Here is a 25,099-nt window from a genome sequence, read left to right on the forward strand (position 1 = left end):
TCTCATCAAGCGTGACAATATAGTAAATGAAAAGATAAGTGAACTGAGTATAAGGAACAAAATTAGTTGGAAGCAAGGCATGAGTGGATTTACATTGAGTACACTGGATACGCTGAACAGGAATTTGAATCTTACAATCACCACTGGAAATATCATCAATAATCACAAATCTTTTGTAGTGTCCATATAAGATAAAAAGACCAACGACACCACAAACAGGACAATGTAAAGAAAGCAGATCAATCGAAGCAACAAATGCTTGATAATCATCTTTGTTCAAAATCAGGTTGAAGTCGTTGGTAATTTTCAGTATCATAATATTGTCTAAGAGGACGGGTAGAAATCGCAACTTTGGTCGGTGAAGGATTTCTACCTTTTTTATTTACGTCCAATCCCTTCTAAGAATACTGTAACAAAAAGATAGGAAATGTTCACCCTAAAAGTGTTTAAAGGATATCTCTTTCTCAGAGTTAAAATCCCTATGACTTTTAAAGGTTGATTTATCCCTATCCAGTTTTATATATTCATTTAAGTCATCTTAGGATGACTTTTTTTCTTTATATTGACTATTATTTTGTTTCTTAGTTTAATAAAACTATGATTATTAATGCGAGTGGAAGAACAGATATTGTAGCATATTATATGGATTGGTTTGTGAACCGATGGAATGAAGGATATTTTGATGTAAGAAACCCTTTTAATCCAAAACTTGTCAGTCGTATCTTTGTATCTGATGTAGATATGATTGTATTTTGTACAAAAAATCCATTGCCATTGTTAGATGCGATTCATTTATTTCCTGTGCCCATTCAACTACAAGTCACTATCACCGGATACTTTAAAGATATAGAGCCTAATGTTCCAGATAAGAAACAAGTCATTGAATGTATTAAAAAGCTATCATCCTATTTAGGCAAAGAAAATGTATGTGTGCGATATGATCCAATCCTTTTGAATTCCAAATATAATGTTGATTATCATATTCGTGCCTTTAATAAATTATGTAAAATGTTAAAAGGATATGTATCTAAAGTGATTGTCTCTTTTGTGGATGATTATAAAAATGTTCGAAATAATCATTTGGATTATCATGAACCCTTTAATGAGGAATATCTTAAATTAAAAGAAGCTTTTGAAAAGAATGATATAAAAGTTGTGAGTTGCATGGAAAATAAATATCATATTGGTGATGAAAACGATTGTTGCGTCAGCATTAAATATGCCTTTGAAAGAACTGGCAAGCTCTTTAAAGAGTGGAAGGCAAGAGACTGCCATTGCGTAAATATGGTGGATATAGGAGCTTATAATTCTTGTTTACATGGCTGCAAATATTGTTACGCCAATTTTGATTCGAGACAAATTGCGTCAAACTATAAGATGCATGATATAAATTCTAGTTTGTTGATTGGACATTTGAGCTTGGATGATCAAATCAAGATACGTAAAAAATAAGAGTGAAGCTATTTTGCTTCACCCATTAATTTTGTATAGATTTGTGTTAATTCTTTTTTTTCGTCATCTGTCATTTTTCTTTCGGTCGCATCATGACTTTCTAATGTTCCTTCATGTCCATCAATGGCTTTTCCATTCTTTACAACCAACACTAGAGGAACATATAAGGTTAGAATACCTTCATCGTTATTTGACATATAATCTTGGATATATGGTTCAATAATCGCTTTTTGCTCATCTGTATAAAGACGATTCTTTTCTTCGTCTCTTACTTTTACATATTGGATGTCGATTCCATTGTCTTTTGCGACTTTCTTTAAAATGGGTTTAGCTTCTTTGCACCAAGGACAACTTGAAAATTCGAAATATAAAACACCCGATTTTTCTTGCGTGAAATATTGAATGGCTTCATCAAAGCTGATTTCATTGAATGTTGTCTTTGTATCATCTTTTGAATTACACGTTTCTTCTTCGCTTGTGACATCACAAGCTTTTTTTGAAGATGAAGCTGTGTATTTTGTCTGCGACTGACAGGCACATAGCGTTAAACTTAAAAGAATCAATAATAATTTTTTCATGTCCCTAATATACAAACAATTCAAAAAAAAGTAAAGAAAAAGCTCCGATTTCTCGAAGCTTAAAAATCTTAGTGGGGCGGCTGACGCGATTCGAACGCGCGAGTGACGGAGCCACAATCCGCTGTGTTAACCAACTTCACCACAACCGCCATGTTTGCTTGACGCTTAAATAATATACCATGTGATTCTGTACTTTGCAAGTAAAAAAACAAAATAAATTAAAAAAAGTGTATTTTTTTTCGTATAAGAGTATATGAAGGTAAAAGAGATGGAAGTGGAACAGCGCCCACGAGAAAAAGCGCTACGCTATGGCTTAGAATCCTTGAGCGATTTAGAGTTGGTTGCCTTGATTCTTCAAAGCGGGAATAAAAATCGTTCTGTATTCGAAATTGCATCCGATGTATTGAAAGAAAGTGAAGGTTTATCAAAATTAATGTCAATGCATGTAAATACACTGATGCAGATTCAAGGAATACGAGAAGTTAAAGCTTTACAGCTTCTGGCAAGTGTGGAACTCAGTAAACGTGTCATTAGATCAAAGGTGTATCATGCCTCCATTATGAGACCTGAAGATGTGATTGAATGGTTTGAATTTGAGTATGGCTCTATGCCACAAGAATGTTTTATTGCTCTGTATTTAGATACAAAAAGTAAACTCATTTCTCATCGTGTTTTGTTTAAGGGAACTTTGAATGAAAGTGTAGTACATCCTAGAGAAGTGTTTAAAGAGGCTTTTCTTCAAAACGCAAACTCCGTTTTACTTGCCCATAATCATCCTTCTGGTGATTGTACACCATCCAAAGCAGATTTTGAGGTAACCTATAAAATGGTTCATGTCGCAATGACAATGGGAGTGAATTTAATTGATCATATTATTGTAGGACAAAATCAATATTATTCATTTAAAGAGCATAAATATCTCGATTGAAAGAAGGAGGCTTTATCGCTATAATATAAGTTAGTTTGGGGGATATTATGCGTAAATTTACTCGAATTCAAAAAAGATTACTTACGACAATTGTCGTTTTATGTATACTAGCATGTGCAATGTTTGGCTTAAGACAAAACTCCATCACGAATATTGGATATAGTGCATGGACATACTTAAAATATGGATTAATTCAATATCCGTTGTCTTCAATCGGAAATGCAGTTAATGATTTTGCGAATCTTTGGCATGCTTATGATGATAATGAATATTTGTCAAAACAATTGGCAGAACAAAAGAATTATCAGACGGCATATGAAGATGAAAGAAATAAAAATAAACAACTTGAAGGGTTGCTTGAAATGAAAGGCGGATTTGGAGATGCTAAAACAATTAGTGTATCTGTTTTAGAACGTTCAAGTGATTCGTGGTTGCAGACAGTGACAATTTCAGCTGGCAAAAAACAAGGGGTAGAAAAGAATATGCTTGTGGCAACAAGTGATGGTGCCATTGGCTTGGTAGAAAGTGTTCAAACAATGACGAGCGCTGTACAATTGTTGACAAGCCAGCATTTAAGTAATGATATTGCGATAAAGATGTCTTTGGAAGATGGTACAAGTGTAGAAGGTGTTTTACAATCGTATGATACAGAAAAAAAGGCATATCGAGTATCTTTGTTTGACAATGATGCGATTGTCACAAAAGGACAAAAAGTTGCGACAAGTGGTAAAGGTGGAAACTATCCGAGTGGAATTTTGATAGGTGAAGTAAAAGATGTATCTTTAAATGATGACTCCATTATTTCAACTGTCTATGTATCACCTGTATCCAATATGAAAAGTTTTGACTATTGTCTTGTGATTGGAAAAGAGGAGAGTAAATGATAAATAAGGAACGTTATTCATTTATTTTCTTAGCCATTTTAGCGATGTTAGATCAATTGATTGCTTCTTTGTTTGGCGTTGATTTTACATATTCCTCACTATCTTTAGTTAGCCATCTATGTTTTTGTGGATGTCTATTAGTAGTGTTTCATGAAAGAAGTTTAAATCGGTTTCTATATGCTTGTTTATGTGGCCTTTGTGTGGGAATGTTTTTTACTTCAGACTGGCTTGTTAAGATGCTTTTGTTTGGATTGTTTGGCTGGGCTATTGGCTTTTTTCAAGAAGCGATGGATCAAGATCACTGGGTACAATTCGGTATTGTATTCCTAATGATGTTTGCGAATGATTTAATTTGTTTTTTTGGCGCAAAGATCTTCGGATATCTCACAATGAGCTTTGTGAAATGGTTTATTCACATTGAAGCTTTGACTTTGATTTTTAATGGTGTGGCTATATTCGTGTTGATCTATATTATTACAGTATTCATGCGATATGCGACAATCAAAGATATTCGATTTAAGCGGATGGAAAAGTTGAAAATGCAAAATATTCGAAGGAAATGAGTCAGGGATTCGTTTCCTTCTTTTCATATATGTTAAAATAGAAGAAAAGAGGTACGCGTATGAAAAAACTATTATTATTAGATGGAAACTCCATGCTGTTTCGTGCATATTATGCAACGTTATATACACATAGAATGACTACATCCAATGGCATTCCAACCAATGCGGTTTATGGCTTTGTGATGATGTTGAACAAGGCAATTGATATTATTGAACCAGATAAGATTTTAGTGGCTTGGGATGCAGGAAAACCTACGTTTAGGCACAAACAATTTGAAGCGTATAAAGGAACACGAAAACCATTGGATGAAGAATTGATTGTACAATTTCCAATTGTTAGAGAATACTTGGATGCGGCTGGAATCAAACGTTATGAACAAGAAGGCTATGAAGCTGATGACATTATTGGAAGTATGGCCAAATGCTGCAAAGATGTTCAAACTACAATTCTGACTAGTGATCGTGATTTATTACAGTTGATTGATTCAAGTACACATGTTCTTTTGATGAAAAAGGGCTTAAGTGAAATGGATCTAATGGACGAACAAAATTTAATGGATACGTATGGAATTACTCCAAGTCAAGTTATTGATATGAAAGGATTAATGGGTGATACAGCCGATAATATTCCAGGCGTAACCGGTGTTGGTGAAAAGACAGCCTTGCGTTTATTGAATCAATATTCCACTGTAAAAAATGTTTATGCTCATATTGATGAGGTAAAAGGGAAATTAAAAGAAAAGCTAGAAAAAGATAAAGATAATGCCTTCATGTCTTTAGAATTGGCTACTATTTATACAAAGATGGAATTGCCATTTGAATTATGCGATTGTGAGTTTACAGGAATTCAAGATAATGTGAATGCATTCTATGAGAAATATGAAATGCGATCATTGGTAAATCGTACTAAACAGACTAAAGAGGAAAAATGGCCTTTAAAAGAAGTGGACCATTTTGAATTTGAAAATATGGATGACGTTATGGTTATGCCAGTATGTACTCAAGAGCCTTATTTAGATCAAAAATTGTATGGTTTTATGATTCCAAAAGATAAAACTGTTTATTATATTTCAGTAGAAAACGCATTAGAGGATACAAATTTTAAAACATTGTTGGAAACAAAAGAAATGAGTACATGGGATACAAAGGAAATGATGCATCTATTAGATCGCTATGGATTTAAATGGAATACTTTTAGTAATGACTTGCATATTGCTGGATTCTTATTGAATTCTACCGCAACAGATAGTGATGCAGTCTTAGAAGCACTTCAAATTCACCTTCCAGAATCTTTCCATGATGTATCTAAGAAGACAAAAGAGTCTCCTGCTTATAGTTTGGAAAGAGAAAAGGCAATCTATCATAGCTTGACTCAGCAACTATATGAAAAAAAGGATAAGCTTCGTGCTTCTTTAAAAGAAGAAAATGTATTGTCTTTATATGAAGATATTGAAATGCCATTAACACATGTCTTGTTTTCAATGGAACAAGAAGGTATTTCGATTCAAGAAAGTTTTTTAGATGAGTATGGAGCTTCATTAAACGAGAAATTGGATGCTCTTGCTCAAAAAATCTACTCACATGCAGGTATGATTTTTAATATCAATTCACCAAAACAATTGGCGAATGTCTTATTTGATGAGTTGAATTTAAGTTCAGGTGGAAAAAAACGTTCAACATCCGCAGATGTATTAGAGAAGCTTCGTGGAAAACATCCAATCATTGATGATATTCTTGAGTATCGAAAAATTGCGAAGGTATCCAGTACATATATTGATGGCTTGAAAAAACATATTCGTTCGGATCAAAAGATTCATACTTCTTTTAATCAGACAATGACACAAACTGGAAGACTTTCAAGTAGTGAACCAAACTTACAAAATATTAGTATTCGAGATGAGTTAGGTAAAGAAATTCGTAAGGCGTTTGTCGCCGAAGATGGCTATCACTTATTGTCTGCTGATTATTCGCAGATTGAATTAAGAATGTTGGCACATATGGCCAATGAGGATCACATGATAAAAGCGTTTAATGAGGGTTTGGATATTCATACAAAAACGGCAACTTTAATTTTTGGGTGTTCACCAGAAGAGGTAGATGAACATAAAAGAAGAATTGCCAAGACAGTTAACTTTGGTATTGTATATGGACAAACTGAATTTGGTTTATCTTCACAATTAAATATCACACGAAAAGAAGCGGGTGAATTTATGAAGATGTACTTTGAAAGTTATCCTCAGATTCACGAATATATGAATCAATTGATTGATTTCTGTAAAGAACATGGATATGTCGAAACATTATTCCACAGAAGAAGAGAGATTCCTGAAATCAACGATAAGAATTTTATGACACGAGAATTCGGTAAGCGAGCTGCCATGAATGCACCAATTCAAGGTAGTGCAGCCGATTTGATCAAGATTGCGATGTTGAAAATGGATCAAGCTTTAAAGGATGCTAATGTAAAATCAAAAATGCTTCTTCAAATCCATGATGAATTGATTTTCTTGGTGCCAGATGAAGAATTGGACTTGATGCAAAAACTTGTTAAAGAAACAATGGAAAGTGCAATGGAATTAAAGGTTCCATTAAAGGCAAGTATTAGTGTTGGAAAGTCATGGTATGAGGCAAAATAATGCCGGAAGCACCAGAAGTACAAACCGTATTAAGTACGTTGGAAACACAAATTAAAGATGTTTCAATTGAAGATGTATTGATATATTATCCTAAGATTATTGATAATGTAGAAGTAGAAACTTTTAAAAATCAATTAATTGGGCAAACATTCCATTCATTTAATCGACTTGGAAAATATTTGATTTTTGGTCTGGATGACTATGATCTAGTTGTTCACTTAAGAATGGAAGGTAAATTTTATCTTTATAATATGCTTTGTGAGAATAAACATATTCATATAGTGTTTAAATTAAATAGTGGAACCTATATGTCGTATCATGATACAAGAAAATTTGGAAGAATGTATTTGTATTCTAAAAAAGAAGATATTCATGCATATCCTTGTTTTAAAAATGTTGGATATGATTATATGGATGAAAGAGTGAATGGAATGTATTTCTATACCTGTGTTCATTCGTTAAAACGAAATTTGAAATCCTGCCTGTTAGATCAATCGATTATGGCAGGTGTTGGAAATATTTATGCGGATGAGATATGTTTTGCCTCAGGATTAGATCCAAGAAGCCGTGCCTCAAAGCTTTCAAAGAAAGATTGTGAGAAAATAGTTTTTCAGACAAAGCGAATCTTGCAGGGAGCTACACGTTTTGGCGGAACAACCATTCGTTCTTATACCTCAAGTTTAGGGGTAACGGGACGTTTTCAACTCTATTTGAATGTACATGATCAAACACAATGTAAAGTGTGTCATCATGCTATTAAAAAATTAACTGTATCACAAAGGGGGACTTATCTATGTCCAAATTGTCAAAAAAGAAAGTAATAGGAATCACTGGATCTATGGGTTCAGGAAAGAGTGAGATTTCTCGATATTTAAGAAAAAAATATCCTGTTTTAGATTGCGATCAGGTTAATGCGGATTTATTAAAAAAGGGAAATTTGGGTTATCAGAAATTAAATGATTTGCGTATTGTTGAATTGGATTCAAATGGACAAATCATTAAGGAAAGTTTAGCTTCATATATGTTTTCTAAGGCAGAACATAGAAAACAAGTGGAAGCCATCTTGCATCCTTTGATTTTTGAACAGATGCATAAATGGATTTATGAACAAGAGAGTTCGATTGTCTTTGTGGAAATGCCAATTTTATTTGAGATTTCTGCACAAGATCATTTTGACTCAATATGGTGCGTTGTGGCTGATTTAGATGTAGCCTTATCGCGCCTACAAACCTATCGCAATTTTACTAGGGAACAAGCTTTGGCAAGACTTGTATCACAGATGAATCCGGAAGAGAAGATGGCAAAAAGTGATATTGTACTGCAAAATAATAGTACGGTAGAACAGTTGCATAAACAAATAGAAGAAGCATTAAAAGAGGAGAAGGTACATGGCGATTGAAGTGCGTTGCATAGAACATTTATCTGTTGAACAAAGACAATCTTTGCATTTGTTGTATGGTCCTTTGATGGGGAAAAGTTCAATTTGTCTATATGAATTTTTAGGTTCTATTCAAAATTCTGTTGAATTAGAAGACGTATATTTACTGTTGAATATAAATGCTTCACAATTTGATAAGGCACGAAATTATTTAGAGCAATATCATTTAATTGAAACCTATGTTCATGAAGATGACATGTTGATTTTATTGTATGCTCCATTATTACCAGATAAATTTTTATGTCACGATACGTATTCAAGATTGTATTTGGCAAGTGTAGGATCAAAGTGTTTTGATAAAATAAAGGCAATGCTTCATAAAGATAAGACGATTTCTTCTGTATATACCAAAGTAGAAAGTTCTTTGGATGTTTCAATTTTAGATTCGTGGAACGAGTCTAAAGAGATTGCGTACGAAAAGGTGAAACCGACAATCAACCAAAAATATAATTTTGATTTTGCAACACTCTTCAAAGGGATGGATCGTGTTTTTCCGGTACGTTATCGAACTAATGAAAATTTAGATCGTATTGCACAGATGGCACAAATATATGGAATTGATGCCAAAGATATGCGTAGATACGTGCAAAGAAGTATTAATCCTTCAACACATGTATTTGATTTGGACAAATTAAAAGAGATGGTTATGCGTAATCGTAAGGTTATGGAAACAAGTAAAGATCCATATCAGATGCCACCTGTTAAATTTTTGCAGAATAAACAAAATGGTATTCCTGTTGTGAAATCGGATCAGGCATTGATTGAACGTTTATGCACACAATTCCAGCTTTCAGTTGAAGTTGTGAATACTTTGATTGAATATACTTTACATCAAACACATCAACAATTTTCTCGAAATTACGTAGAAAAAGTTGCGGCAAGCTGGGTTCGCCTGGGCGTGGATTCTAGGAAGAAAGCATTGGAAATTATCAACCAAGCGCCAACAGAAAATAAAAGAGAGAAAAAAGAAGAAAAGGTTGTACTTGATGAGAAGTTCTATACGCAAAAGGAAGAAAAATCAGATACGCAAATCCAACAGGAGATGTTAGAACTTCAAAAGATGTTGAAAGAAGGTAAGTTGTAGTGAATTTAAATATTAAACTTTCAGAAGAGCAAATGATGGAAAGACAAAAGAATATTGCTCGTTTAAAAGAGAATGAATGGATTCAAATATTTCTTGAACAGAATCATTTAGATGCATCTTTTGTAGAAGAAAATAGTGGCGTTTTGTTGCAGTGGATCAAGAGTGTGAGCGCATGTAGAAACTGTAAAGGATTGGATTATTGTGTACAGAAGATTCGTGGTAAAGCTACAAAATTAAAAATTGACGATTCTGGTTTCTTGAATGAATATTATGCTTCTTGTCAGTATGAACAAAAAAGAGATCAGCAATTGGCTCATCAAAGTAAATTTCGCTTTTCTCATATGTCTTTAAATGATTATTTAATCGATTTAAATGATGCCTGCTTTTTAAGTGCTGCCAAAGAAAAAGATTATATGACAGCTTATACCCAAAGTGTGAGTAGTATACCACTAAATCAAGGTGTGTATTTATATGGAAATCCAGGGACTGGAAAGTCTTATTTAATGAAAGGAATCTGTAATTACTATGCCAAAAATAATAAGAGTGTTTCTTTTGTACAGGTTCCATTATTAATTCAGGAATTGAAACAGTTTATGACAGATAATGAATATCGTCAAAGAGTGATGAACCATTTACGCTACAGTGATGTTTTGGTTTTAGATGATATTGGAGCTGAAAGTATTACGCAATGGACGCGAGATGAAATCTTACTTCCTGTTTTAGATGAGCGTATGAATAAAGGAATGAAAACATACTTTACATCAAATTATTCAATGGAAGAATTAGAACAGCAGTATCGTCTTGTGAATAAACCGAATAATACAATTGCGAGTCTAAGAATTCTAGAAAGAATTCGTACTTTGTCCAAACCTGTTGAATTATCCGGAAAATCACGTCGTTAGTTAATAATTTCACTTTTCAAATTAGGCGTTATGGAGTAGAATAGTTATGACAGAAATGTTTAAAGGAGGAATAGAGTAATGTTAGTATCTGCTACTGAAATGATCAACAAAGCTCACGAAGGGCACTATGCGATTGGTGCTTTCAACATCAATAACTTGGAATGGACAAAAGCTATCTTAGCTGCTGCTGAAGAAGCTAAATCACCAGTTATGTTAGGAGTATCTGAAGGTGCTGCTAAATACATGTGTGGTTTCAAAACAGTTGCTGCTATGGTAAAAGAAATCCACGATGCAATGGGAATTACAGTTCCTGTAGCTTTACACTTGGACCACGGTTCATATGAAGGTGCAAAAGCTGCTATCGAAGCAGGATTTACTTCTGTAATGTTCGATGGTTCTCACTATGCATTTGAAGAAAACTTAGAAAAATCAAAAGAAATGATCGCCTTAGCACACTCAAAAGGATTATCAATTGAATGTGAAGTTGGTGGAATCGGTGGAGAAGAAGACGGTGTCGTATCTGCTGGTGAATTAGCTGACCCTGAAGAATGTAAAACTATCGCTGACTTAGGTGTAGACTTCTTAGCAGCTGGTATCGGAAATATCCACGGTAAATATCCTGCAAACTGGGCTGGATTAAACTTTGATCGTTTAGGAGAAATCCAAAACGCAACAAACGGAAAACCATTAGTATTACACGGTGGTTCAGGAATTCCTCGTGAACAAGTTCAAAAAGCTATCACATTAGGTGTTTCTAAAGTTAACGTTAATACTGAATGTCAGTTAGTATTTGCTGAAGCAACTCGTAAATACATCGAAGCTGGAAAAGACCAAGAAGGAAAAGGATACGATCCACGTAAATTATTAAAACCAGGTGCTGATGCAATCACAGCATTATGTAAAGAAATGATGGAAAACTTCTTTGGTTCTGCTGGAAAAGCTGAATAATTAAAGTTTTTAAATAAAGCAGGCTTTAAGCCTGCTTTTTGCATAATTTGGAGGGAAAATACATGAAGTCAGTTGAAATTAATGATTTATTGTCTTATCACTTTTATGGAAATTTAAAAGTGAAAGATGAAGTAAAAGTTTTTGTTGATGGAGTAGTAGCAGAAAAAGAAAATGCTTATGAATATACTTTAAAATGCGTAAAGGACGATAAAGTATATGATTTAACTTCTTTTGGAAAAGAAGCAGGGTTTTATATCGAAAATGAAAATTCGGTTCTATTCTGTGGAAATCGTAAAAATATTGAAAAATCTACTTCTTTATATCGTTTATCATTAAATGGTGGAGAAGCCAAAGAAATTGCTCGCTTTGATAAACCAGGAATGAATGTTTTGGGATATTTAAACGAGAATACTTTGGTTTTGATGACTAAAGAAAAACTTGTTGAAGAAGAAAGTGATTATGAAGTGTTTGATGAGATTCCTTTCTATATGAATGGTCAGGGAATCACCAATAAACATCGTACACATTTATATACATATGATTTAGACACAAAAGAACTTGTTTGTGTTACAGAAGGTACTTTTGATGTGTCAAACGCAAAGATTCATGATGGTGCTTTGTATTATACAGGACAAAATTGGACAAGAAAACAAGCTTTATATGAAAATCTTTATAAATATGATGGGTCTGTAAGTACAGTTGTAGATGCTAAGGAAAGAAGTATTCAAAGTTTTGATTTTGTGGATGGTAAATTGGTTCTTATCGCAAGCACACATGAAAAATATGGTTTGAATGAGAATCCAAAATTCTTTGATCAAGACTTTAATTTAATTGCTGATTGGCAAGAATGTGTTGGAAACAGTGTAGGTACAGATTGTGCTTTAGTTGCAGGTAATGCGACTCTAGTAAATAAAGATGCGTTATATTTTGTTTCTACAATCTATGATCACAATAATTTGTATAAATTAGAAAATGGAACTATTGAACTTGTATTTGAATGGCCAGGAACAATTCAATCTTTCGCATTTGAAGATGACACATTATATTTTATTGGAGCTGATGTGGCAAGTCTTCAACAATTGTATAAAGTTGTAGATGGTAAAGCCGTTCAATTATCTGATTTTAATAAAATGGAAGATACATATGTGGCAGATCCTGTAGAAGTTAATTTTAGTGAAGATTTAACAGGATGGGTATTATTGCCTAAAGATTATGATGAAACAAAAAAATATCCGGCTATTTTAGATATTCATGGTGGACCTAAAACAGTATATGGAAAAGTGTTCTATCATGAAATGCAAGTGTGGGCAAGTAAGGGATACTTTGTATTCTTCTGTAATATTCATGGTTCAGATGGACGTGGCAACGAGTTTATGGACATTCGTGGAAAATATGGTACGATTGATTATGACGAATTGATGCAGTTTACAGATAAAGTCTTAGAAACATATCCTCAAATTGATTCAAGCAGAGTTGGTGTAACTGGAGGAAGCTATGGCGGATTTATGACAAACTGGATCATTGGTCATACGGATCGTTTTGCGTGTGCTGCTAGTCAAAGAAGTATTGCCAACTGGATCTCATTCTCTCAGACAAGTGATATTGGACCATACTTTGCACAAGATCAACAATCTGCTACATATGATGAAAATCCAGAAAAATTGTGGTGGCATTCACCATTGAAATATGCACGTAATGTGAAAACACCAACATTGTTTATTCACTCTGATGAAGATTATCGTTGTCCACTTTGTGAAGGCCTACAAATGTTGAATGCTTTATTAGATCAGAATATTGAAGCTCGCATGTGCTTGTTCCATGGTGAAAATCATGATTTATCACGTACGGGACTTCCTCAACATCGTTTGCGTCGTTTAAATGAAATCACAAATTGGATGGAAAAACATTTAAAATAGATGGCTTTTGGAATTTACAATATTTTTCTAGATTATCCGGATTGAATAGGCTATAATAGATAGGCATTACCTTGAAATGGGGGAAAATGAATGGAAAAAGTCATTAAAATTGAAGGTGGACATGATTTAAATGGAACAGTACGTATTAGTGGTTCAAAGAATGCGACTGTGGCTTTAATTCCAGCATGTGTTTTAGGAAATGAGCCGGTTACAATTTATGGTGTACCTAATATTTCAGATGTACAGTCTTTGATCGTTTTATTAAATGAACTTGGTGTTTATGTTGAAAAACGAGATGAAGAAACATTATATATAGATCCTACTCATATGGAAAATATTCCTATGGTATCTAAGGCTGTTTCAAAATTAAGAGCAAGCTACTACTTTATGGGAGCTTTGTTAGGAAAATTTGGTCATGCAGAAATTAAGATGCCTGGTGGATGTTACTTGGGTCCTAGACCTATTGATTTGCACTTAAAAGGGTTTGAGGCTTTGGGTGCAAATATTCAATATGAAAATGGATGTTATATATTGGATGCGAAAGAATTAAAAGGAACAAATATTTTCTTAGATATTTCGAGTGTAGGAGCTACAATCAACATTATGATGGCAGCTGTTTACGCAAAAGGTAGAACGGTTATTGAAAATGCCGCGCGTGAGCCTGAAATTATTGATATCGCAACATTATTAAATAAAATGGGTGCTAGAATTCATGGTATGGGGACAAGTACTCTTGTGATTGATGGTGTTGAATATTTAAAAGGCTGTATTCATGAAATCATTCCAGATCGTATTGAAGCAGCAACTTATGTGATTATGGCAGCTGCTATAGCCAATGACATGCGCATCGAAAATATTATTCCTCAACACTTGGAAGCCATTGTTATGAAACTTCAAGAAGTGGGAATCAATATGGAAGTTGGTTCGGATTTTATTCATGTATTTAAAACAGATAAACCTTTGAAACGTACAGAAATCTTGACAAAACCATATCCAGGCTTTGCCACAGATGTTCAACAACCATTTACTGTATTATTAACACAATGTGAAGGCCAATCTGTAGTAACAGAAACAATTTATACAGAACGTTTCAAACATTGTGCAGAGTTAAATAAGATGGGTGCTGACATTGATGTACACACACCAAGTGCGTTTATCAACGGAAAGACAAAGTTACATGGTTCTAAAGTAACTGCAACAGATCTTCGTTGTGGTGCTGGACTTGTCATCGCAGCTTTAATGGCTGATGGTGTGACAGAAATCCATGATATTTATCATATTGATCGTGGTTATGATAACTTGGACGGAAAGTTAGCTCATTTAGGAGCCAAAATGTGGCGTGAAGAGGTAGAAGATTAAAAGGTGTATGGTGACATACATCTTTTTTCTTTGTATAATCATCTTATGAACATGATGGAAATAACGGCGCAGATGCGCGAAAATAAAAAAATAGAATTCAAAGATCAATTAAAAATCGTCATTTTATTATCTGTACCTGCAATATTAGAACAATTAGTTGGAACGGCCATGAGTTATATTGATACAGCTATGGTTGGATCACTAGGTTATAAGGCTACGGCAGCCATTGGTGTTGTTGCTAGTACAACATGGCTTTTTGGAGGAATTTGTACAGCTGCGGTATTAGGTTTTTCAGTGCAGGTAGCTCAATATTTAGGGGCTGGTAAAAATAAATTGGCAAGACAGGTAGTATGTCAGTCGATTCTCTTTAATATCATCTTTGGTTTATGTATGGCATTGGTTGTGGTAGCATCCAGTTTTTATTTGCCAAAATTATTGGGGGCAGACCCATCAATTTGTAGAGATGCCACTTTATATTTGGCAATAGTAGGTGCTTTTGTTCCATTTAATATGATGGCGATGTTACATTCAGGAATGTTAAGATGTTCAGGGAATGCCGTGCTTCCAAGTCTTATGAATATTTCAATGTGTGTATTTGATGTTATTTTTAACTATTTCTTTATTTATATACTAAATTTAGGCGTTGCCGGAGCTGCACTAGGAACGGGAATGGCGCAATTGGTTGTAGGCTTTATCTTAATGTATATTGTAGTCAAAAAGGAAAAATCATTACGACTTCTAGGTGATGAATCGTGGAAATTTGATAAAGATATCTTGAAGAATGTAGTGAATCTTTCAATTCCAGCAGGTCTTGAAAGAGTGACACTATCCTTAGCTCAAGTTGTGATGACGGGTGTCGTTTCAGGAATGGGTGCAATCAGTGTGGCTATTAATTATGTGGCTGTTTCAGCAGAAGGATTATGTTATTTGCCAGCTTATGGAATTGGTGGTGCTGCAACTACATTGGTTGGACAAAGTATTGGGGCCAATCGAAAGGATATGGCAAAACGATTTGCGTATTTAACAACCTTATTATCTTTTGTTCTAGTGATATTTATGAGTGTTATCATGTTTGTGTTTGCCCCATTTTTGGCTTCAACACTAACGAATAGTCAAGGAGTTATTGATGGAGCTAGTGAGTGCTTAAGAATTGTTTCTTTTTCTGAACCATTATTTGCGATTAGTATTGTAGTAATGGGGGCATTACGTGGGGCTGGAGATAGTAAACGTCCTTTTATTCTAAATGCGTTGAGCATGTGGGGAATGCGTGTTTTACCAATTATTATTTTCACAAAGCGATATGGTGTTATTGGTGTATGGGCTACAATGACTTTCGAACTGGTATTTAGAGGTATTATATTCTTGATCCGTATGGTTCGAGGTAAGTGGTTAGATCAAAATTCAGTTAAATAAAAAAATTGAGTGGAAAATTCCACTCATTTCCTTATTCACCAGGATTTGATTTTAATACTTTACCTGTATTAAATAATTCAGCGGCTCTTTTAGCAGCTTCTAAACGATCTTCTTCGTTTTTATAATCAACATGAACTGTATAGCAGCCACAATCCATGCATTGTGCATAGAATCCGTTTCCTTCTTCTTCTAGAATCGAACCACCTTCACATAGAGGGCATTCGTGTAAATTAACTAATTCATCAATGTTTTGCATAAGAATCCTTCCTTCTTTTATTCTTATCTATTGTACAATCAAATGCTAAGAAAGTTAAGAGAAATTTAAGGTTTAATAAAGGAATGAAATGATATAATACATCGGTAACAATAAGGGGATGTTATTATGGATCAAAAGGATCGTGTATTTACACCTGCATTTGTTGCGAATTTATTTTTGATTGCAGGAACTGTTTTCTTGCTTTTAAAGGGGAAAATAAACGCATATGTAGGAGTAGATGGCTTAAAGCATGAAGGAATGGCTTTGGCACTCATTGGATTTAGTTTCATGGTTGTCGGAATGTGCATATGGATTGTAATATGGATTAGTTGCAGGATGAATAAATGAATTCATCCTTTTTTTGTGATAATTTCATTTTCTTAATACAATAATAGTATGAAGAATAAGAAAATGAATCATTTCTCAAAAATAATACGTTTTTAAATGATGGCTTCAGCCTGTATTTTGATTATACTGATTTTAATCATCATTTTGATGACATCACGTATTCAAGGGATGGCTCGTGTTGTCAATTATGCAGGATTAGTACGTGGAAAAACACGGCGGATTATTTAATTGGAAGATGCAGGAATGCCTCCAGATGAAATGATTGCGGATGTGGATAGATATATTAAAGGACTTCGTTTTGGCAGTGAAGTACTAGATTTAGTATCTTTAGATGATAAGGCTTTTCAGGTCAAGATGGAAGAATTAGATGCGTATTTTGATACATTAAAACAAGAAATTGATCTTGTTCTACAAGTTGGATATGAGAATACGAATATTATTCAAAAGAGTGAAACTTTCTTTTCTCTATGTGATGTGGCCACAGGGAAACATATGCACAAAGAATCGCAACACGCTTAGGATAATTTGAAGCATTGACAATCATTGATATTGTAATCCTCATCTTTATGATTTTATATGAGCTTATCAAGGTTTTGCGTTATGCCAGAGTGAATCGTGAGTTAAAGAACAAAGTTTATTTAGATGAAGCAACGGGATTGCCAAATAAAAATAAGTGTGAAGAGATTTTAACTTTAGAAGCTGAACAAAATATGTCAATCTGTGTGTTTGATTTAAATAACCTTAGAATCATCGACAATCAACAAGGACACGAAAGAGGTAATTTATATATCAATTCGTTTGCGAAAAATCTTCGTAAAGGTGTGGATGAAAATCAATTTGTAGGTCGCTGTGGCGGTGATGAATTTATTGCCTTCTTTAAAAATGTGACAAAGGAAGACGTAAAAAGAAATTTAGAAAATATCAAAAAAGAATGTACTAAATGTTCAGAAATTCCATTAAGTTATCCGGCTGGTTTTGCGTATTCAAATGATTTTTTCAAAATTAACAATGCGCGAATTGTTTTGTCAGGCAGATAAAAATATGTATATTGATAAAAACCAGTCGAAAATCAATGAGGCTACAGAAAAACGTGATTTGATTCTTCGTGTTATACAACAATTAAAAGATAAAGGGTATAATTTTTCGGATTGTATTTATTGTGATGCCAAAATCGATGCATATTTTACTTTACGGGCTAGCTATTCCTTTTTCTTAGCAGAAGATGGCATCTACTCGGGTGCAGTTGAGCAAATTCTAAATGAATTGTTTGAAGAGAATAAGAAGGAAGAGTATCGTCATGTGTTACAGCTTGACTATTTAAATGAGTGTCTCACAAAGTAAAATCCTGTATTAGAAATTTCATTTTGTCATCAAATTAAGCGTACAAAATTAAAAGGGAAAATTATAGCCGTTTATTTAGATAGCGATGAAAAGAATCATCTGCATCATTTTGCGTTAGGTTTTAAAATTTATTATGACAAAATTGAAATGGATGAGAAGCAACAATTGATGCGTTATTATGATCAGTTGAAACAATCTATTTTAGAAAACGATCATTATATTGAAGCTTTGATGGCAATTGCACAATTAATTTTCTCCGTGAATTTAACGCAGAATCAAATCGATGGTATTTACGACAATTATATGTGTGCAGATAAAAAGCCAAATTTACCATGTGATTATAATGCATATTTTAAACAATTAAAAGCGAATGTGTTAGAGGATTGTTTGGTAAGCTTTAGCGTTGTTGAATCGAGTCAAAGCCTTTTAAATTGATATAGAGCAGGGGACAAACATGTTACGGTTGAATATCAGATTCAAATACCACATCAAGGTGTGATCTGGATTCAAGAAATGATATTGATGAGTGAAGATGTTATTTATGATATAGATATTCAAAAGGAACGTAATATAGTACGTGCTATTATTTTGTTCAGAAATACATCGGCATTTCATGAGAAAGAAGATAGAGAAAAGAAAAAGTAAAAACTGGGGTGATATGGATAAGTTGGATGATTCTTTAAATAAGATGGAAGTTTTGACAAAACACTTAAATGAATTGGTTGAAGAATTGAATAGTTTGATTGATGCCCAAGTATCCCTTCAAAATATTACATATCACAAGCATATGGAGAATGTAGTCCATACGCATTTAATTGGAGATGCATTACAACTTAGAAGAATTCTCGTAAACCTATTAACGAATGCCATTAAGTGCAATAAGTCAAATGGCACGATTGATACGTATGTCAGAGAAATATCGAGCGATGATTCAAAAGTTACATTTGAATTTGAAATTAAAGATACGGGAATTGGTATGAGTGAAGATTATATTGAGAATCACTTGTTTACGCCGTTTTCACAAGTTAAACAAGATGCCAGAACAAGATATGAAGGAACTGGTTTAGGTATGTCGATTGTGAAAGGCTTAGTGGATAAGCTTGGCGGAAGTATTGAAGTCAAAAGTGAAGTGGGTGTAGGTACACAAATTAAGGTCATTCTTGCTTATCAATTGGATACATCCAATACCGCAAAACAAGATACTTCAAAATTGGATTTAAAGGATAAAAGAATTCTTTTAGTAGAAGATAATGAAATCAATATGGAAGTGGCAGAGTTTTATTTAAATGCCGTACATGCCAATGTAGATAAGGCATGGAATGGATTAGAAGCAGTTGAAAAAGTTAAGGAACAACCAAATAAGTATTCTTTGATTTTGATGGATATTATGATGCCAAAAATGAATGGGGATGAAGCTGCTAAATGCATTCGTAAAATCCATCCATCCATTCCAATTGTCGCCATGAGTGCGCAATCAGAATATAGTATGAATCAAACGATTATGAATGATTCGATCTCAAAACCAATTGATGAACAAAAGCTTAATCATATATTAAGTAAATATGTGGCATAGATAAAGACTTGATTTGAATTCAAGTCTTTTCTAGTCTATGCAACTGTAAATTGATAAATTGACAAGTCAGGTTGGTGGAATGCAACCGCAAATTTTAGTAAACTTTGGCTAAGGAGGAAGAACAATGATTCTAGCTGATAAAATAATTGAAGAAAGAAAAAAGAATGGGTGGACACAAGAAGATTTGGCACAAAAATTAGGCGTATCTAGACAGTCGGTTTCAAAATGGGAAAGTGCAGGAGCAATTCCAGATTTAAAAAAGATTATTCAGTTAGCTGACTTATTTGGAGTGAGCACAGATTACTTGTTAAAAGATGAAGTTGAAAAAGAAAATACAGAGACAATATGCGATACAGATTGTGAATTACATCGTGTAAGTATGGAAGAGGCGAATACATATATGGATGAAAAGAAAAAAGCAGCACCTATGCTTGCGAATGCGACAACATTATGTATCTTAAGTCCAATTCCTTTGTTTCTGATTTCAACTTTCAATGATGGCTTAGCCATTGGAATTGCATGTGCCATATTATTAGGTATGGTTGCACTTGCAGTATTTATCTTCATTAAAACAGGAATTAAATTGAGTTCTTTACAATATTTAGAACAAGAACCTTTTGAAACAGAATATGGTGTAACAGGACTTGTCAAAGAAAAGAATCAAAACTATCAAGAACATTATTCTTTCTGTCTAGCATGCGGTGTTGTTTTGTGTATTTTATCTGTAGTCCCATTGATCATTGTAGGTTGCATGGAAGCATCTGATTATGTGTGTACATTATGTTTAGCTGTATTATTAATTTTGGTTTCCGTTGGCGTGAATATTCTAATTCGTGTTTCCACAATAAAAAGTAGCTATGAAACATTGCTGCAAGAAGGTGATTATACGAAAAAAGAAAAGCGTGCAAAGAAGAAAACTGAAACATTCACAGGTGTATATTGGTGTCTTGTAACAGCTGTTTATCTTGGTTGGAGCTTATGGACAAAACAATGGGATATCACCTATATGATTTGGCCTGTTGCTGCCGTCTTATATGCAGCATTGTATGGAATTGTAAGAATGGTCATGAAATTAGATAAATAAAAAGATTGTACGTTACTTGTACAATCTTTTTTAGTCGTCCATTTTAGATACTTTATTAAAAATTAGGTATCCAATCACAAACATGATGGAGAGAGCGGCAACACCTATGTTTTGTTTACCCGTAATCTGTGTTACAACACCAATCAACATAGTTCCTAAAAAGCTAGCGCCTTTACCACAGATATCAAATAGTCCGAAGTATTCACCACTGGCATTTTCTGGAATGATTTTTGCGAAGTATGATCTAGATAAAGCTTGAATACCACCTTGGAAACATCCAACCGCAACCGCTAATACCCAGAATTCCCATTGTTTATCCAATTGTACGGCAAATAAAGCTATTAAGAAGTATGCGATGATCGCAACTTTAATCAATGAAGCAGTATCTTTTGTTTTGGATAATACAGCGAATGTTAAACTTGCAGGGAAGGCAACAATTTGAGTCAATAATAGGGCTAATAGAAGACCAGTTGTATTTAATCCTAAACTTGTTCCGTAGGCGGTAGCCATATCAATAATTGTATAAACACCATCAATATAGAAGAAGAATGCAAATAAGAATAAGAAGACTTTCTTTTGTTCTTTTGCTTTCATTAAAGTGTCTTTTAAACGAACAAACGTATCTAAAGCAGGATGTGCTTCTGGTTCAATATAGTATTTTTGTTTGTAGCTTTTTACTAAAGGAAGTGTAGATGATATCCACCATACCGCATTTAATATAAATGCGATCATCATGGCTGTCTTTAATGTCATTCCTATTTTGTCATACATTAATACAAAGATTAAACTAATAATAAAAGGAACAACACTAGCGATATACCCCCAAGCATATCCTTTTGAACTTACGGCATCCATTCTTTCTTCTGTAGTAATGTCTGTAAGCATTGAATCATATACAATCAAAGATAAAGAATAGGCAACTTTGGCAGCAATAAATAGGACTAGAAATGCAAGCCAAGAACTTGGGATCCAGAAACAAGCTAATGCTAATGCACCTAGCATTGCACAAGTTAAGAAGATTTTTTTCTTGTGATCTTTATAGTCAGCCAGTGTTCCAAGAATTGGACCAGCAAGTGCAACAATTAATGTTGAAAGACTTGCTGCATAGCTCCAATAACTTAGGTAGTTGTGTTCGGCTACACCTTGTGAGCTTGAAAGATAATTAAAATAGATAGGAAGAATTGTCGCGACTAATAAAATAAAGGCAGAGTTTCCCATGTCGTAACAAATCCACTTGAATTCAAGTTTTGTTAATTTGTTTTTCATTTGATTTACCAACTTTCCAAAAATAATTATAACAATCCCATGTATTGAACATGTTAACTATTCGTTAATTCAATGATATATGTTTTGTCTCGAATAATCTACAACAAACTGAACATATTTTGTAAGTTGTTGTTATTTTCATTTGAATACATGAAAATTAATGAAAAATGAGTATAATAATACTGATAATAAAAGAAAATGGAGGAGATTATGGGTTATCGTATAGGATTCGACATTGGAAGTACAACAATCAAAGCGGTTGTTTTAGATGAAAATAACCAAATCTGTTATAAAAGTTATGAAAGGCACAAGGCGCAAGTGCGTCAAAAAGCTTTAGATAAATTAGTAGAATTAAAGAAATATACAAAAGAACCATTTAAATTCGCAATCAGCGGATCAGGGGCTTTAGGATTAAGCGAACAAGGAGAATTACCTTTTGTTCAAGAAGTATTTGCGAGTGCGACTGGAGTTAGTAAATTATACCCGGAAACAGATTGTGCTATTGAACTTGGTGGAGAAGATGCGAAAATTCTTTTCTTTCAAGGAAGTGTAGAACAAAGAATGAATTCAACTTGTGCTGGGGGAACAGGAGCTTTTATTGATCAAATGGCTACCTTATTAAATATGTCTTTGGAAGAAATGAATGAAGCTAGTTTAAACTATCATCGTTTATATCCCATCGCATCTCGCTGTGGTGTGTTTGCGAAAACAGATATTCAGCCATTGATCAATCAAGGTGTGGATAAATGTGATTTATGTGCCAGTATTTTCCAGGCGGTAGTGGATCAAACCATTACTTCACTAGCACAGGGAAGAAAAATTGAAGGAAACATTCTGTTTTTAGGCGGACCACTTTACTTTATGAGTGGATTAAGAAATCGATTTGTTGAAACTTTAAAATTAAGTGATGTACAAGTGAATTGTCCTGACACAGCCATTAACTTTGTAGCTTTAGGAACTGCCATTTGTGCAGATCAAGAATATACATATGATGAATTGTATAAGGCTTTAGAAGATTTGGTGCATGCACCGGCTAAATTAACTGAATCAAAACCTTTGTTTGAAAGTGACGAAGACTATCAAAAATTTATTGAACGTCATAAATCACATGATGCGAAGTTCACAGATTTAAAAAATTATGCAGGTAAAGCTTATTTAGGAATTGATTCGGGTTCAACGACCACAAAACTCGTTTTACTCGATGAAAACGATGCGATTCTATATGATTCTTATACATCAAATAAGGGAAATCCATTGGATGTTGTGTTAGAAGATTTAAAGAAAATTTATGAAACAAATCCAAATATTAAAATCTATGGATCCTATGCGACAGGTTATGGTGAAGAATTAATGCGTCATGCTTTCCATTTGGATGGTGGAATCGTTGAAACAATGGCACACTATACAGCTGCTCGATCTTTCAATCCGGAAGTAGACTACATTCTAGATATTGGTGGGCAGGATATTAAGTGTTTTAAAATTCGTGATGGACACATTGATGATATTGTATTGAATGAAGCTTGTTCAAGTGGATGTGGTTCATTTATTGAAACGTTCGCAAAATCATTGGGGTATGATGCGAAAGAATTTGCGACACTTGGATTAAAATCGAAACACCCTGTTGATTTAGGAACCCGTTGTACAGTGTTTATGAATTCAGGGGTTAAACAAGCCCAAAAGAATGGGGCAAGTATTGAAGATATTTCGGCTGGACTTTGTAAATCTGTTGTAAAGAATGCGTTATATAAAGTTATTCGTGCAAAAAATAAGAACGATATTGGAAAGCATATCGTTGTGCAAGGTGGAACTTTCCAAAATGATTCTGTACTTCGTTGTTTTGAACAAGAACTTGGACTTGAAGTCATTCGACCAAGCATTGCACCTTTAATGGGGGCTTATGGGGCAGCTTTATATGCGAAAAAATTACATCGAACAAGAAGCAATATTTTGAATTATGAACAACTTGTTAAATTTACGCATAAATCACAATCTGTTGCTTGCCAAGGCTGCAACAACCATTGTTCATTGACAATTAATACATTCAATGATGGAACGCGCTTAGTTGCGGGAAACAAATGTGAAAAGATGGTTCATAATTTAGATATAAAAAAGGAAGAGTTACCAGACTTATACAAAATCAAAACGGACATGTTGAATGCACAAAAGAAAAAAATTAAACATGATAAAAAAATTGGTATGCCTTTAGTTTTAAATAACTATGACTTATTGCCTTTCTGGACGCGTTTCTTTGATAGTTTAGGCTACGAAATTGTGTGGTCAACACCTAGTACTAAAGAAATGTATCATTCAGGACAACAAAGCATTCCTAGTGATACGGCATGTTTTCCTGCTAAAGTTGTGCACGGACATATTCAACAATTGATTGATAAAGGTGTGGATGTAATTTTCTATCCATGTATGACCTATAATGTAGATGAACATCAATCGGATAACCATTATAATTGTCCATTGGTTGCCTACTATCCAGAAGTGATTGCGGCCAATATGGATTTTGATAAGGCAAAAATTGTATATCCATTTATTAATTTTGATCATGATGCGACTTTTGCGAAGGCCATTCGTATGCATTTTGAAAAGGTGGGTATTCATTTTAGTGAAAAAGATATTATTATTGCGAAAAATGCAGCTACAAATGAGTATGAAGCATTCCATGAACAATTAGTAAAGGAACATCGAAAAGCTGTAGCGTATGCACGCGAAAACAATCATCCAATTATTGTGCTTTGTGGACGCCCATATCATTTAGATCCACTGATTAATCATCAAATGAATCAGTTGTTGACACAACTTGGCTTTGTGGTTGTTAGTGAGGAAAGTGTCCCTCGTCAAAAGAATCATAAAGTGAATGTTTTAAATCAATGGACGTATCATGCAAGACTTTATCAAGCAGCACATTATGTAGTTGAGAATAAAGATATGAATTTAATTCAACTTGTTAGCTTTGGCTGCGGTATTGATGCCATTACAAGTGATGAGGTTCGAGATATATTAAAGGATGGAAATAAATTTTATACTCAAATCAAAATTGATGAAATTGATAATTTAGGTGCAGCAAAAATTCGTTTGCGTTCGTTGAAAGAGGCGATTGGCCAACAGAAAGGAGCATAAA

At 33.9% G+C, this 25,099-nt stretch carries 26 protein-coding genes and 1 tRNA gene; 22 read left to right on the forward strand and 5 right to left on the reverse strand.

Annotated elements, in window-relative coordinates; genetic code table 11:
• Positions 1-316, reverse strand: a 316-nt coding sequence (locus H8911_RS04325; RefSeq protein WP_255466286.1) for a DUF6431 domain-containing protein, incomplete at its 3' end; no start/stop codon positions are given.
• 281 nt (positions 317-597) lie between these two features.
• On the opposite strand from H8911_RS04325, the gene H8911_RS04330 reads away from it, so the two are divergent.
• The gene (locus H8911_RS04330) at positions 598-1,452 is read left to right on the forward strand and encodes a DUF1848 domain-containing protein (protein WP_186998824.1); all 855 of its coding nucleotides are present in this window, start codon (positions 598-600) and stop codon (positions 1,450-1,452) included.
• A gap of 8 nt (positions 1,453-1,460) precedes the next feature.
• Here H8911_RS04330 and traF read toward each other — a convergent pair whose 3' ends face one another.
• The gene (gene traF, locus H8911_RS04335; RefSeq protein WP_186998825.1) at positions 1,461-2,030 is read right to left on the reverse strand and encodes a conjugal transfer protein TraF; all 570 of its coding nucleotides are present in this window, start codon (positions 2,028-2,030) and stop codon (positions 1,461-1,463) included.
• Positions 2,031-2,102: 72 nt separating this feature from the next.
• Positions 2,103-2,179, reverse strand: a tRNA-His gene (locus H8911_RS04340).
• Between the two features lie 104 nt (positions 2,180-2,283).
• Between H8911_RS04340 and radC the strand changes: the two genes are divergently transcribed.
• From radC to H8911_RS04400, 12 genes are all read left to right on the forward strand, one after another.
• Positions 2,284-2,958 (forward strand): RadC family protein, encoded by a 675-nt coding sequence (gene radC / locus H8911_RS04345; protein WP_117925046.1) that lies wholly within the window; start codon positions 2,284-2,286, stop codon positions 2,956-2,958.
• Between the two features lie 47 nt (positions 2,959-3,005).
• A complete protein-coding gene (gene mreC / locus H8911_RS04350) occupies positions 3,006-3,842 on the forward strand; it encodes a rod shape-determining protein MreC (RefSeq protein ID WP_186998826.1) in 837 nt (278 codons plus the stop codon).
• Positions 3,839-4,405, forward strand: coding sequence for a hypothetical protein (locus H8911_RS04355; protein ID WP_186998827.1), 567 nt, complete (start codon positions 3,839-3,841; stop codon positions 4,403-4,405). The genes mreC and H8911_RS04355 overlap by 4 nt, the downstream gene beginning before the upstream one ends.
• A 59-nt stretch (positions 4,406-4,464) precedes the next feature.
• On the forward strand, positions 4,465-7,041 hold the full coding sequence (gene polA, locus H8911_RS04360) for a DNA polymerase I (protein WP_186998828.1): 2,577 nt from the start codon (positions 4,465-4,467) through the stop codon (positions 7,039-7,041).
• Positions 7,041-7,862 (forward strand): DNA-formamidopyrimidine glycosylase, encoded by an 822-nt coding sequence (gene mutM, locus H8911_RS04365; protein ID WP_186998829.1) that lies wholly within the window; start codon positions 7,041-7,043, stop codon positions 7,860-7,862. Before polA ends, mutM begins: the two co-directional genes overlap by 1 nt.
• Positions 7,835-8,440, forward strand: a complete 606-nt coding sequence (gene coaE, locus H8911_RS04370; RefSeq protein WP_186998830.1) for a dephospho-CoA kinase — start codon at positions 7,835-7,837, stop codon at positions 8,438-8,440. The genes mutM and coaE overlap by 28 nt, the downstream gene beginning before the upstream one ends.
• Entirely contained in the window at positions 8,430-9,563 is a 1,134-nt protein-coding gene (locus H8911_RS04375; RefSeq protein WP_117925058.1) for a DnaD domain protein, read from the forward strand. The genes coaE and H8911_RS04375 overlap by 11 nt, the downstream gene beginning before the upstream one ends.
• Positions 9,563-10,465, forward strand: a complete 903-nt coding sequence (locus H8911_RS04380; RefSeq protein WP_117925060.1) for an ATP-binding protein — start codon at positions 9,563-9,565, stop codon at positions 10,463-10,465. Before H8911_RS04375 ends, H8911_RS04380 begins: the two co-directional genes overlap by 1 nt.
• A gap of 78 nt (positions 10,466-10,543) precedes the next feature.
• Positions 10,544-11,413: a class II fructose-1,6-bisphosphate aldolase gene (fba, locus tag H8911_RS04385; RefSeq protein WP_117925061.1), complete on the forward strand. Its 870-nt coding sequence runs from the start codon at positions 10,544-10,546 to the stop codon at positions 11,411-11,413.
• Positions 11,414-11,475: 62 nt separating this feature from the next.
• Complete coding sequence (locus H8911_RS04390) at positions 11,476-13,329, forward strand: alpha/beta hydrolase family protein (protein ID WP_186998831.1); 1,854 nt, start codon at positions 11,476-11,478, stop codon at positions 13,327-13,329.
• A gap of 90 nt (positions 13,330-13,419) precedes the next feature.
• The gene (gene murA, locus H8911_RS04395) at positions 13,420-14,688 is read left to right on the forward strand and encodes a UDP-N-acetylglucosamine 1-carboxyvinyltransferase (RefSeq protein ID WP_117925065.1); all 1,269 of its coding nucleotides are present in this window, start codon (positions 13,420-13,422) and stop codon (positions 14,686-14,688) included.
• 45 nt (positions 14,689-14,733) lie between these two features.
• A complete protein-coding gene (locus H8911_RS04400; RefSeq protein ID WP_147346774.1) occupies positions 14,734-16,101 on the forward strand; it encodes an MATE family efflux transporter in 1,368 nt (455 codons plus the stop codon).
• A 31-nt stretch (positions 16,102-16,132) separates the two neighbouring features.
• Here the strand turns inward: H8911_RS04400 and H8911_RS04405 are convergent, their stop codons facing one another.
• Positions 16,133-16,357 (reverse strand): Lar family restriction alleviation protein, encoded by a 225-nt coding sequence (locus H8911_RS04405; protein ID WP_117926846.1) that lies wholly within the window; start codon positions 16,355-16,357, stop codon positions 16,133-16,135.
• A gap of 126 nt (positions 16,358-16,483) precedes the next feature.
• Here H8911_RS04405 and H8911_RS04410 point away from each other — a divergent pair, with 126 nt between their 5' ends.
• The 8 genes from H8911_RS04410 to H8911_RS04420 all read left to right on the forward strand — a co-directional run bounded on the left by H8911_RS04410 (position 16,484) and on the right by H8911_RS04420 (position 20,703).
• Positions 16,484-16,705, forward strand: coding sequence for a DUF3955 domain-containing protein (locus H8911_RS04410; RefSeq protein ID WP_117926847.1), 222 nt, complete (start codon positions 16,484-16,486; stop codon positions 16,703-16,705).
• 243 nt (positions 16,706-16,948) lie between these two features.
• The gene (locus tag H8911_RS12380; RefSeq protein ID WP_222620945.1) at positions 16,949-17,224 is read left to right on the forward strand and encodes a hypothetical protein; all 276 of its coding nucleotides are present in this window, start codon (positions 16,949-16,951) and stop codon (positions 17,222-17,224) included.
• 14 nt (positions 17,225-17,238) lie between these two features.
• Positions 17,239-17,742, forward strand: a complete 504-nt coding sequence (locus tag H8911_RS12385) for a GGDEF domain-containing protein (RefSeq protein ID WP_222620946.1) — start codon at positions 17,239-17,241, stop codon at positions 17,740-17,742.
• Between the two features lie 4 nt (positions 17,743-17,746).
• Positions 17,747-18,046, forward strand: a complete 300-nt coding sequence (locus H8911_RS12390; protein WP_222620947.1) for a hypothetical protein — start codon at positions 17,747-17,749, stop codon at positions 18,044-18,046.
• 147 nt (positions 18,047-18,193) lie between these two features.
• A complete protein-coding gene (locus tag H8911_RS12395; protein WP_222620948.1) occupies positions 18,194-18,481 on the forward strand; it encodes a hypothetical protein in 288 nt (95 codons plus the stop codon).
• Positions 18,482-18,541: 60 nt separating this feature from the next.
• Positions 18,542-18,691: a hypothetical protein gene (locus tag H8911_RS12400; protein WP_222620949.1), complete on the forward strand. Its 150-nt coding sequence runs from the start codon at positions 18,542-18,544 to the stop codon at positions 18,689-18,691.
• Entirely contained in the window at positions 18,660-19,619 is a 960-nt protein-coding gene (locus tag H8911_RS12405) for an ATP-binding protein (protein ID WP_222620950.1), read from the forward strand. The genes H8911_RS12400 and H8911_RS12405 overlap by 32 nt, the downstream gene beginning before the upstream one ends.
• A 124-nt stretch (positions 19,620-19,743) precedes the next feature.
• Entirely contained in the window at positions 19,744-20,703 is a 960-nt protein-coding gene (locus H8911_RS04420) for a helix-turn-helix domain-containing protein (protein WP_117926795.1), read from the forward strand.
• A 30-nt stretch (positions 20,704-20,733) separates the two neighbouring features.
• Here H8911_RS04420 and H8911_RS04425 read toward each other — a convergent pair whose 3' ends face one another.
• Positions 20,734-21,969, reverse strand: a complete 1,236-nt coding sequence (locus H8911_RS04425) for an MFS transporter (protein ID WP_186998832.1) — start codon at positions 21,967-21,969, stop codon at positions 20,734-20,736.
• Positions 21,970-22,179: 210 nt separating this feature from the next.
• On the opposite strand from H8911_RS04425, the gene H8911_RS04430 reads away from it, so the two are divergent.
• A complete protein-coding gene (locus tag H8911_RS04430; protein ID WP_186998833.1) occupies positions 22,180-25,098 on the forward strand; it encodes an acyl-CoA dehydratase activase in 2,919 nt (972 codons plus the stop codon).
• Position 25,099: the final 1 nt, after the last annotated feature.

It is taken from the genome of Holdemanella hominis (assembly GCF_014306155.1).
GTDB classification, from domain to species: domain Bacteria; phylum Bacillota_I; class Bacilli_A; order Erysipelotrichales; family Erysipelotrichaceae; genus Holdemanella; species Holdemanella hominis.

Excerpts from the sequence above, each read along its gene's own strand:
- H8911_RS04330 (WP_186998824.1), top strand. The coding sequence starts at position 598 with ATGATTATTAATGCGAGTGGAAGAACAGATATTGTAGCATATTATATG.
- traF (WP_186998825.1), bottom strand. The coding sequence starts at position 2,030 with ATGAAAAAATTATTATTGATTCTTTTAAGTTTAACGCTATGTGCCTGT.
- radC (WP_117925046.1), top strand. The coding sequence starts at position 2,284 with ATGAAGGTAAAAGAGATGGAAGTGGAACAGCGCCCACGAGAAAAAGCG.
- mreC (WP_186998826.1), top strand. The coding sequence starts at position 3,006 with ATGCGTAAATTTACTCGAATTCAAAAAAGATTACTTACGACAATTGTC.
- H8911_RS04355 (WP_186998827.1), top strand. The coding sequence starts at position 3,839 with ATGATAAATAAGGAACGTTATTCATTTATTTTCTTAGCCATTTTAGCG.
- polA (WP_186998828.1), top strand. The coding sequence starts at position 4,465 with ATGAAAAAACTATTATTATTAGATGGAAACTCCATGCTGTTTCGTGCA.
- mutM (WP_186998829.1), top strand. The coding sequence starts at position 7,041 with ATGCCGGAAGCACCAGAAGTACAAACCGTATTAAGTACGTTGGAAACA.
- coaE (WP_186998830.1), top strand. The coding sequence starts at position 7,835 with ATGTCCAAATTGTCAAAAAAGAAAGTAATAGGAATCACTGGATCTATG.
- H8911_RS04375 (WP_117925058.1), top strand. The coding sequence starts at position 8,430 with ATGGCGATTGAAGTGCGTTGCATAGAACATTTATCTGTTGAACAAAGA.
- fba (WP_117925061.1), top strand. The coding sequence starts at position 10,544 with ATGTTAGTATCTGCTACTGAAATGATCAACAAAGCTCACGAAGGGCAC.
- H8911_RS04390 (WP_186998831.1), top strand. The coding sequence starts at position 11,476 with ATGAAGTCAGTTGAAATTAATGATTTATTGTCTTATCACTTTTATGGA.
- murA (WP_117925065.1), top strand. The coding sequence starts at position 13,420 with ATGGAAAAAGTCATTAAAATTGAAGGTGGACATGATTTAAATGGAACA.
- H8911_RS04400 (WP_147346774.1), top strand. The coding sequence starts at position 14,734 with ATGAACATGATGGAAATAACGGCGCAGATGCGCGAAAATAAAAAAATA.
- H8911_RS04405 (WP_117926846.1), bottom strand. The coding sequence starts at position 16,357 with ATGCAAAACATTGATGAATTAGTTAATTTACACGAATGCCCTCTATGT.
- H8911_RS04410 (WP_117926847.1), top strand. The coding sequence starts at position 16,484 with ATGGATCAAAAGGATCGTGTATTTACACCTGCATTTGTTGCGAATTTA.
- H8911_RS12380 (WP_222620945.1), top strand. The coding sequence starts at position 16,949 with ATGCCTCCAGATGAAATGATTGCGGATGTGGATAGATATATTAAAGGA.
- H8911_RS12390 (WP_222620947.1), top strand. The coding sequence starts at position 17,747 with ATGTATATTGATAAAAACCAGTCGAAAATCAATGAGGCTACAGAAAAA.
- H8911_RS12395 (WP_222620948.1), top strand. The coding sequence starts at position 18,194 with ATGGATGAGAAGCAACAATTGATGCGTTATTATGATCAGTTGAAACAA.
- H8911_RS12405 (WP_222620950.1), top strand. The coding sequence starts at position 18,660 with ATGAGAAAGAAGATAGAGAAAAGAAAAAGTAAAAACTGGGGTGATATG.
- H8911_RS04420 (WP_117926795.1), top strand. The coding sequence starts at position 19,744 with ATGATTCTAGCTGATAAAATAATTGAAGAAAGAAAAAAGAATGGGTGG.
- H8911_RS04425 (WP_186998832.1), bottom strand. The coding sequence starts at position 21,969 with ATGAAAAACAAATTAACAAAACTTGAATTCAAGTGGATTTGTTACGAC.
- H8911_RS04430 (WP_186998833.1), top strand. The coding sequence starts at position 22,180 with ATGGGTTATCGTATAGGATTCGACATTGGAAGTACAACAATCAAAGCG.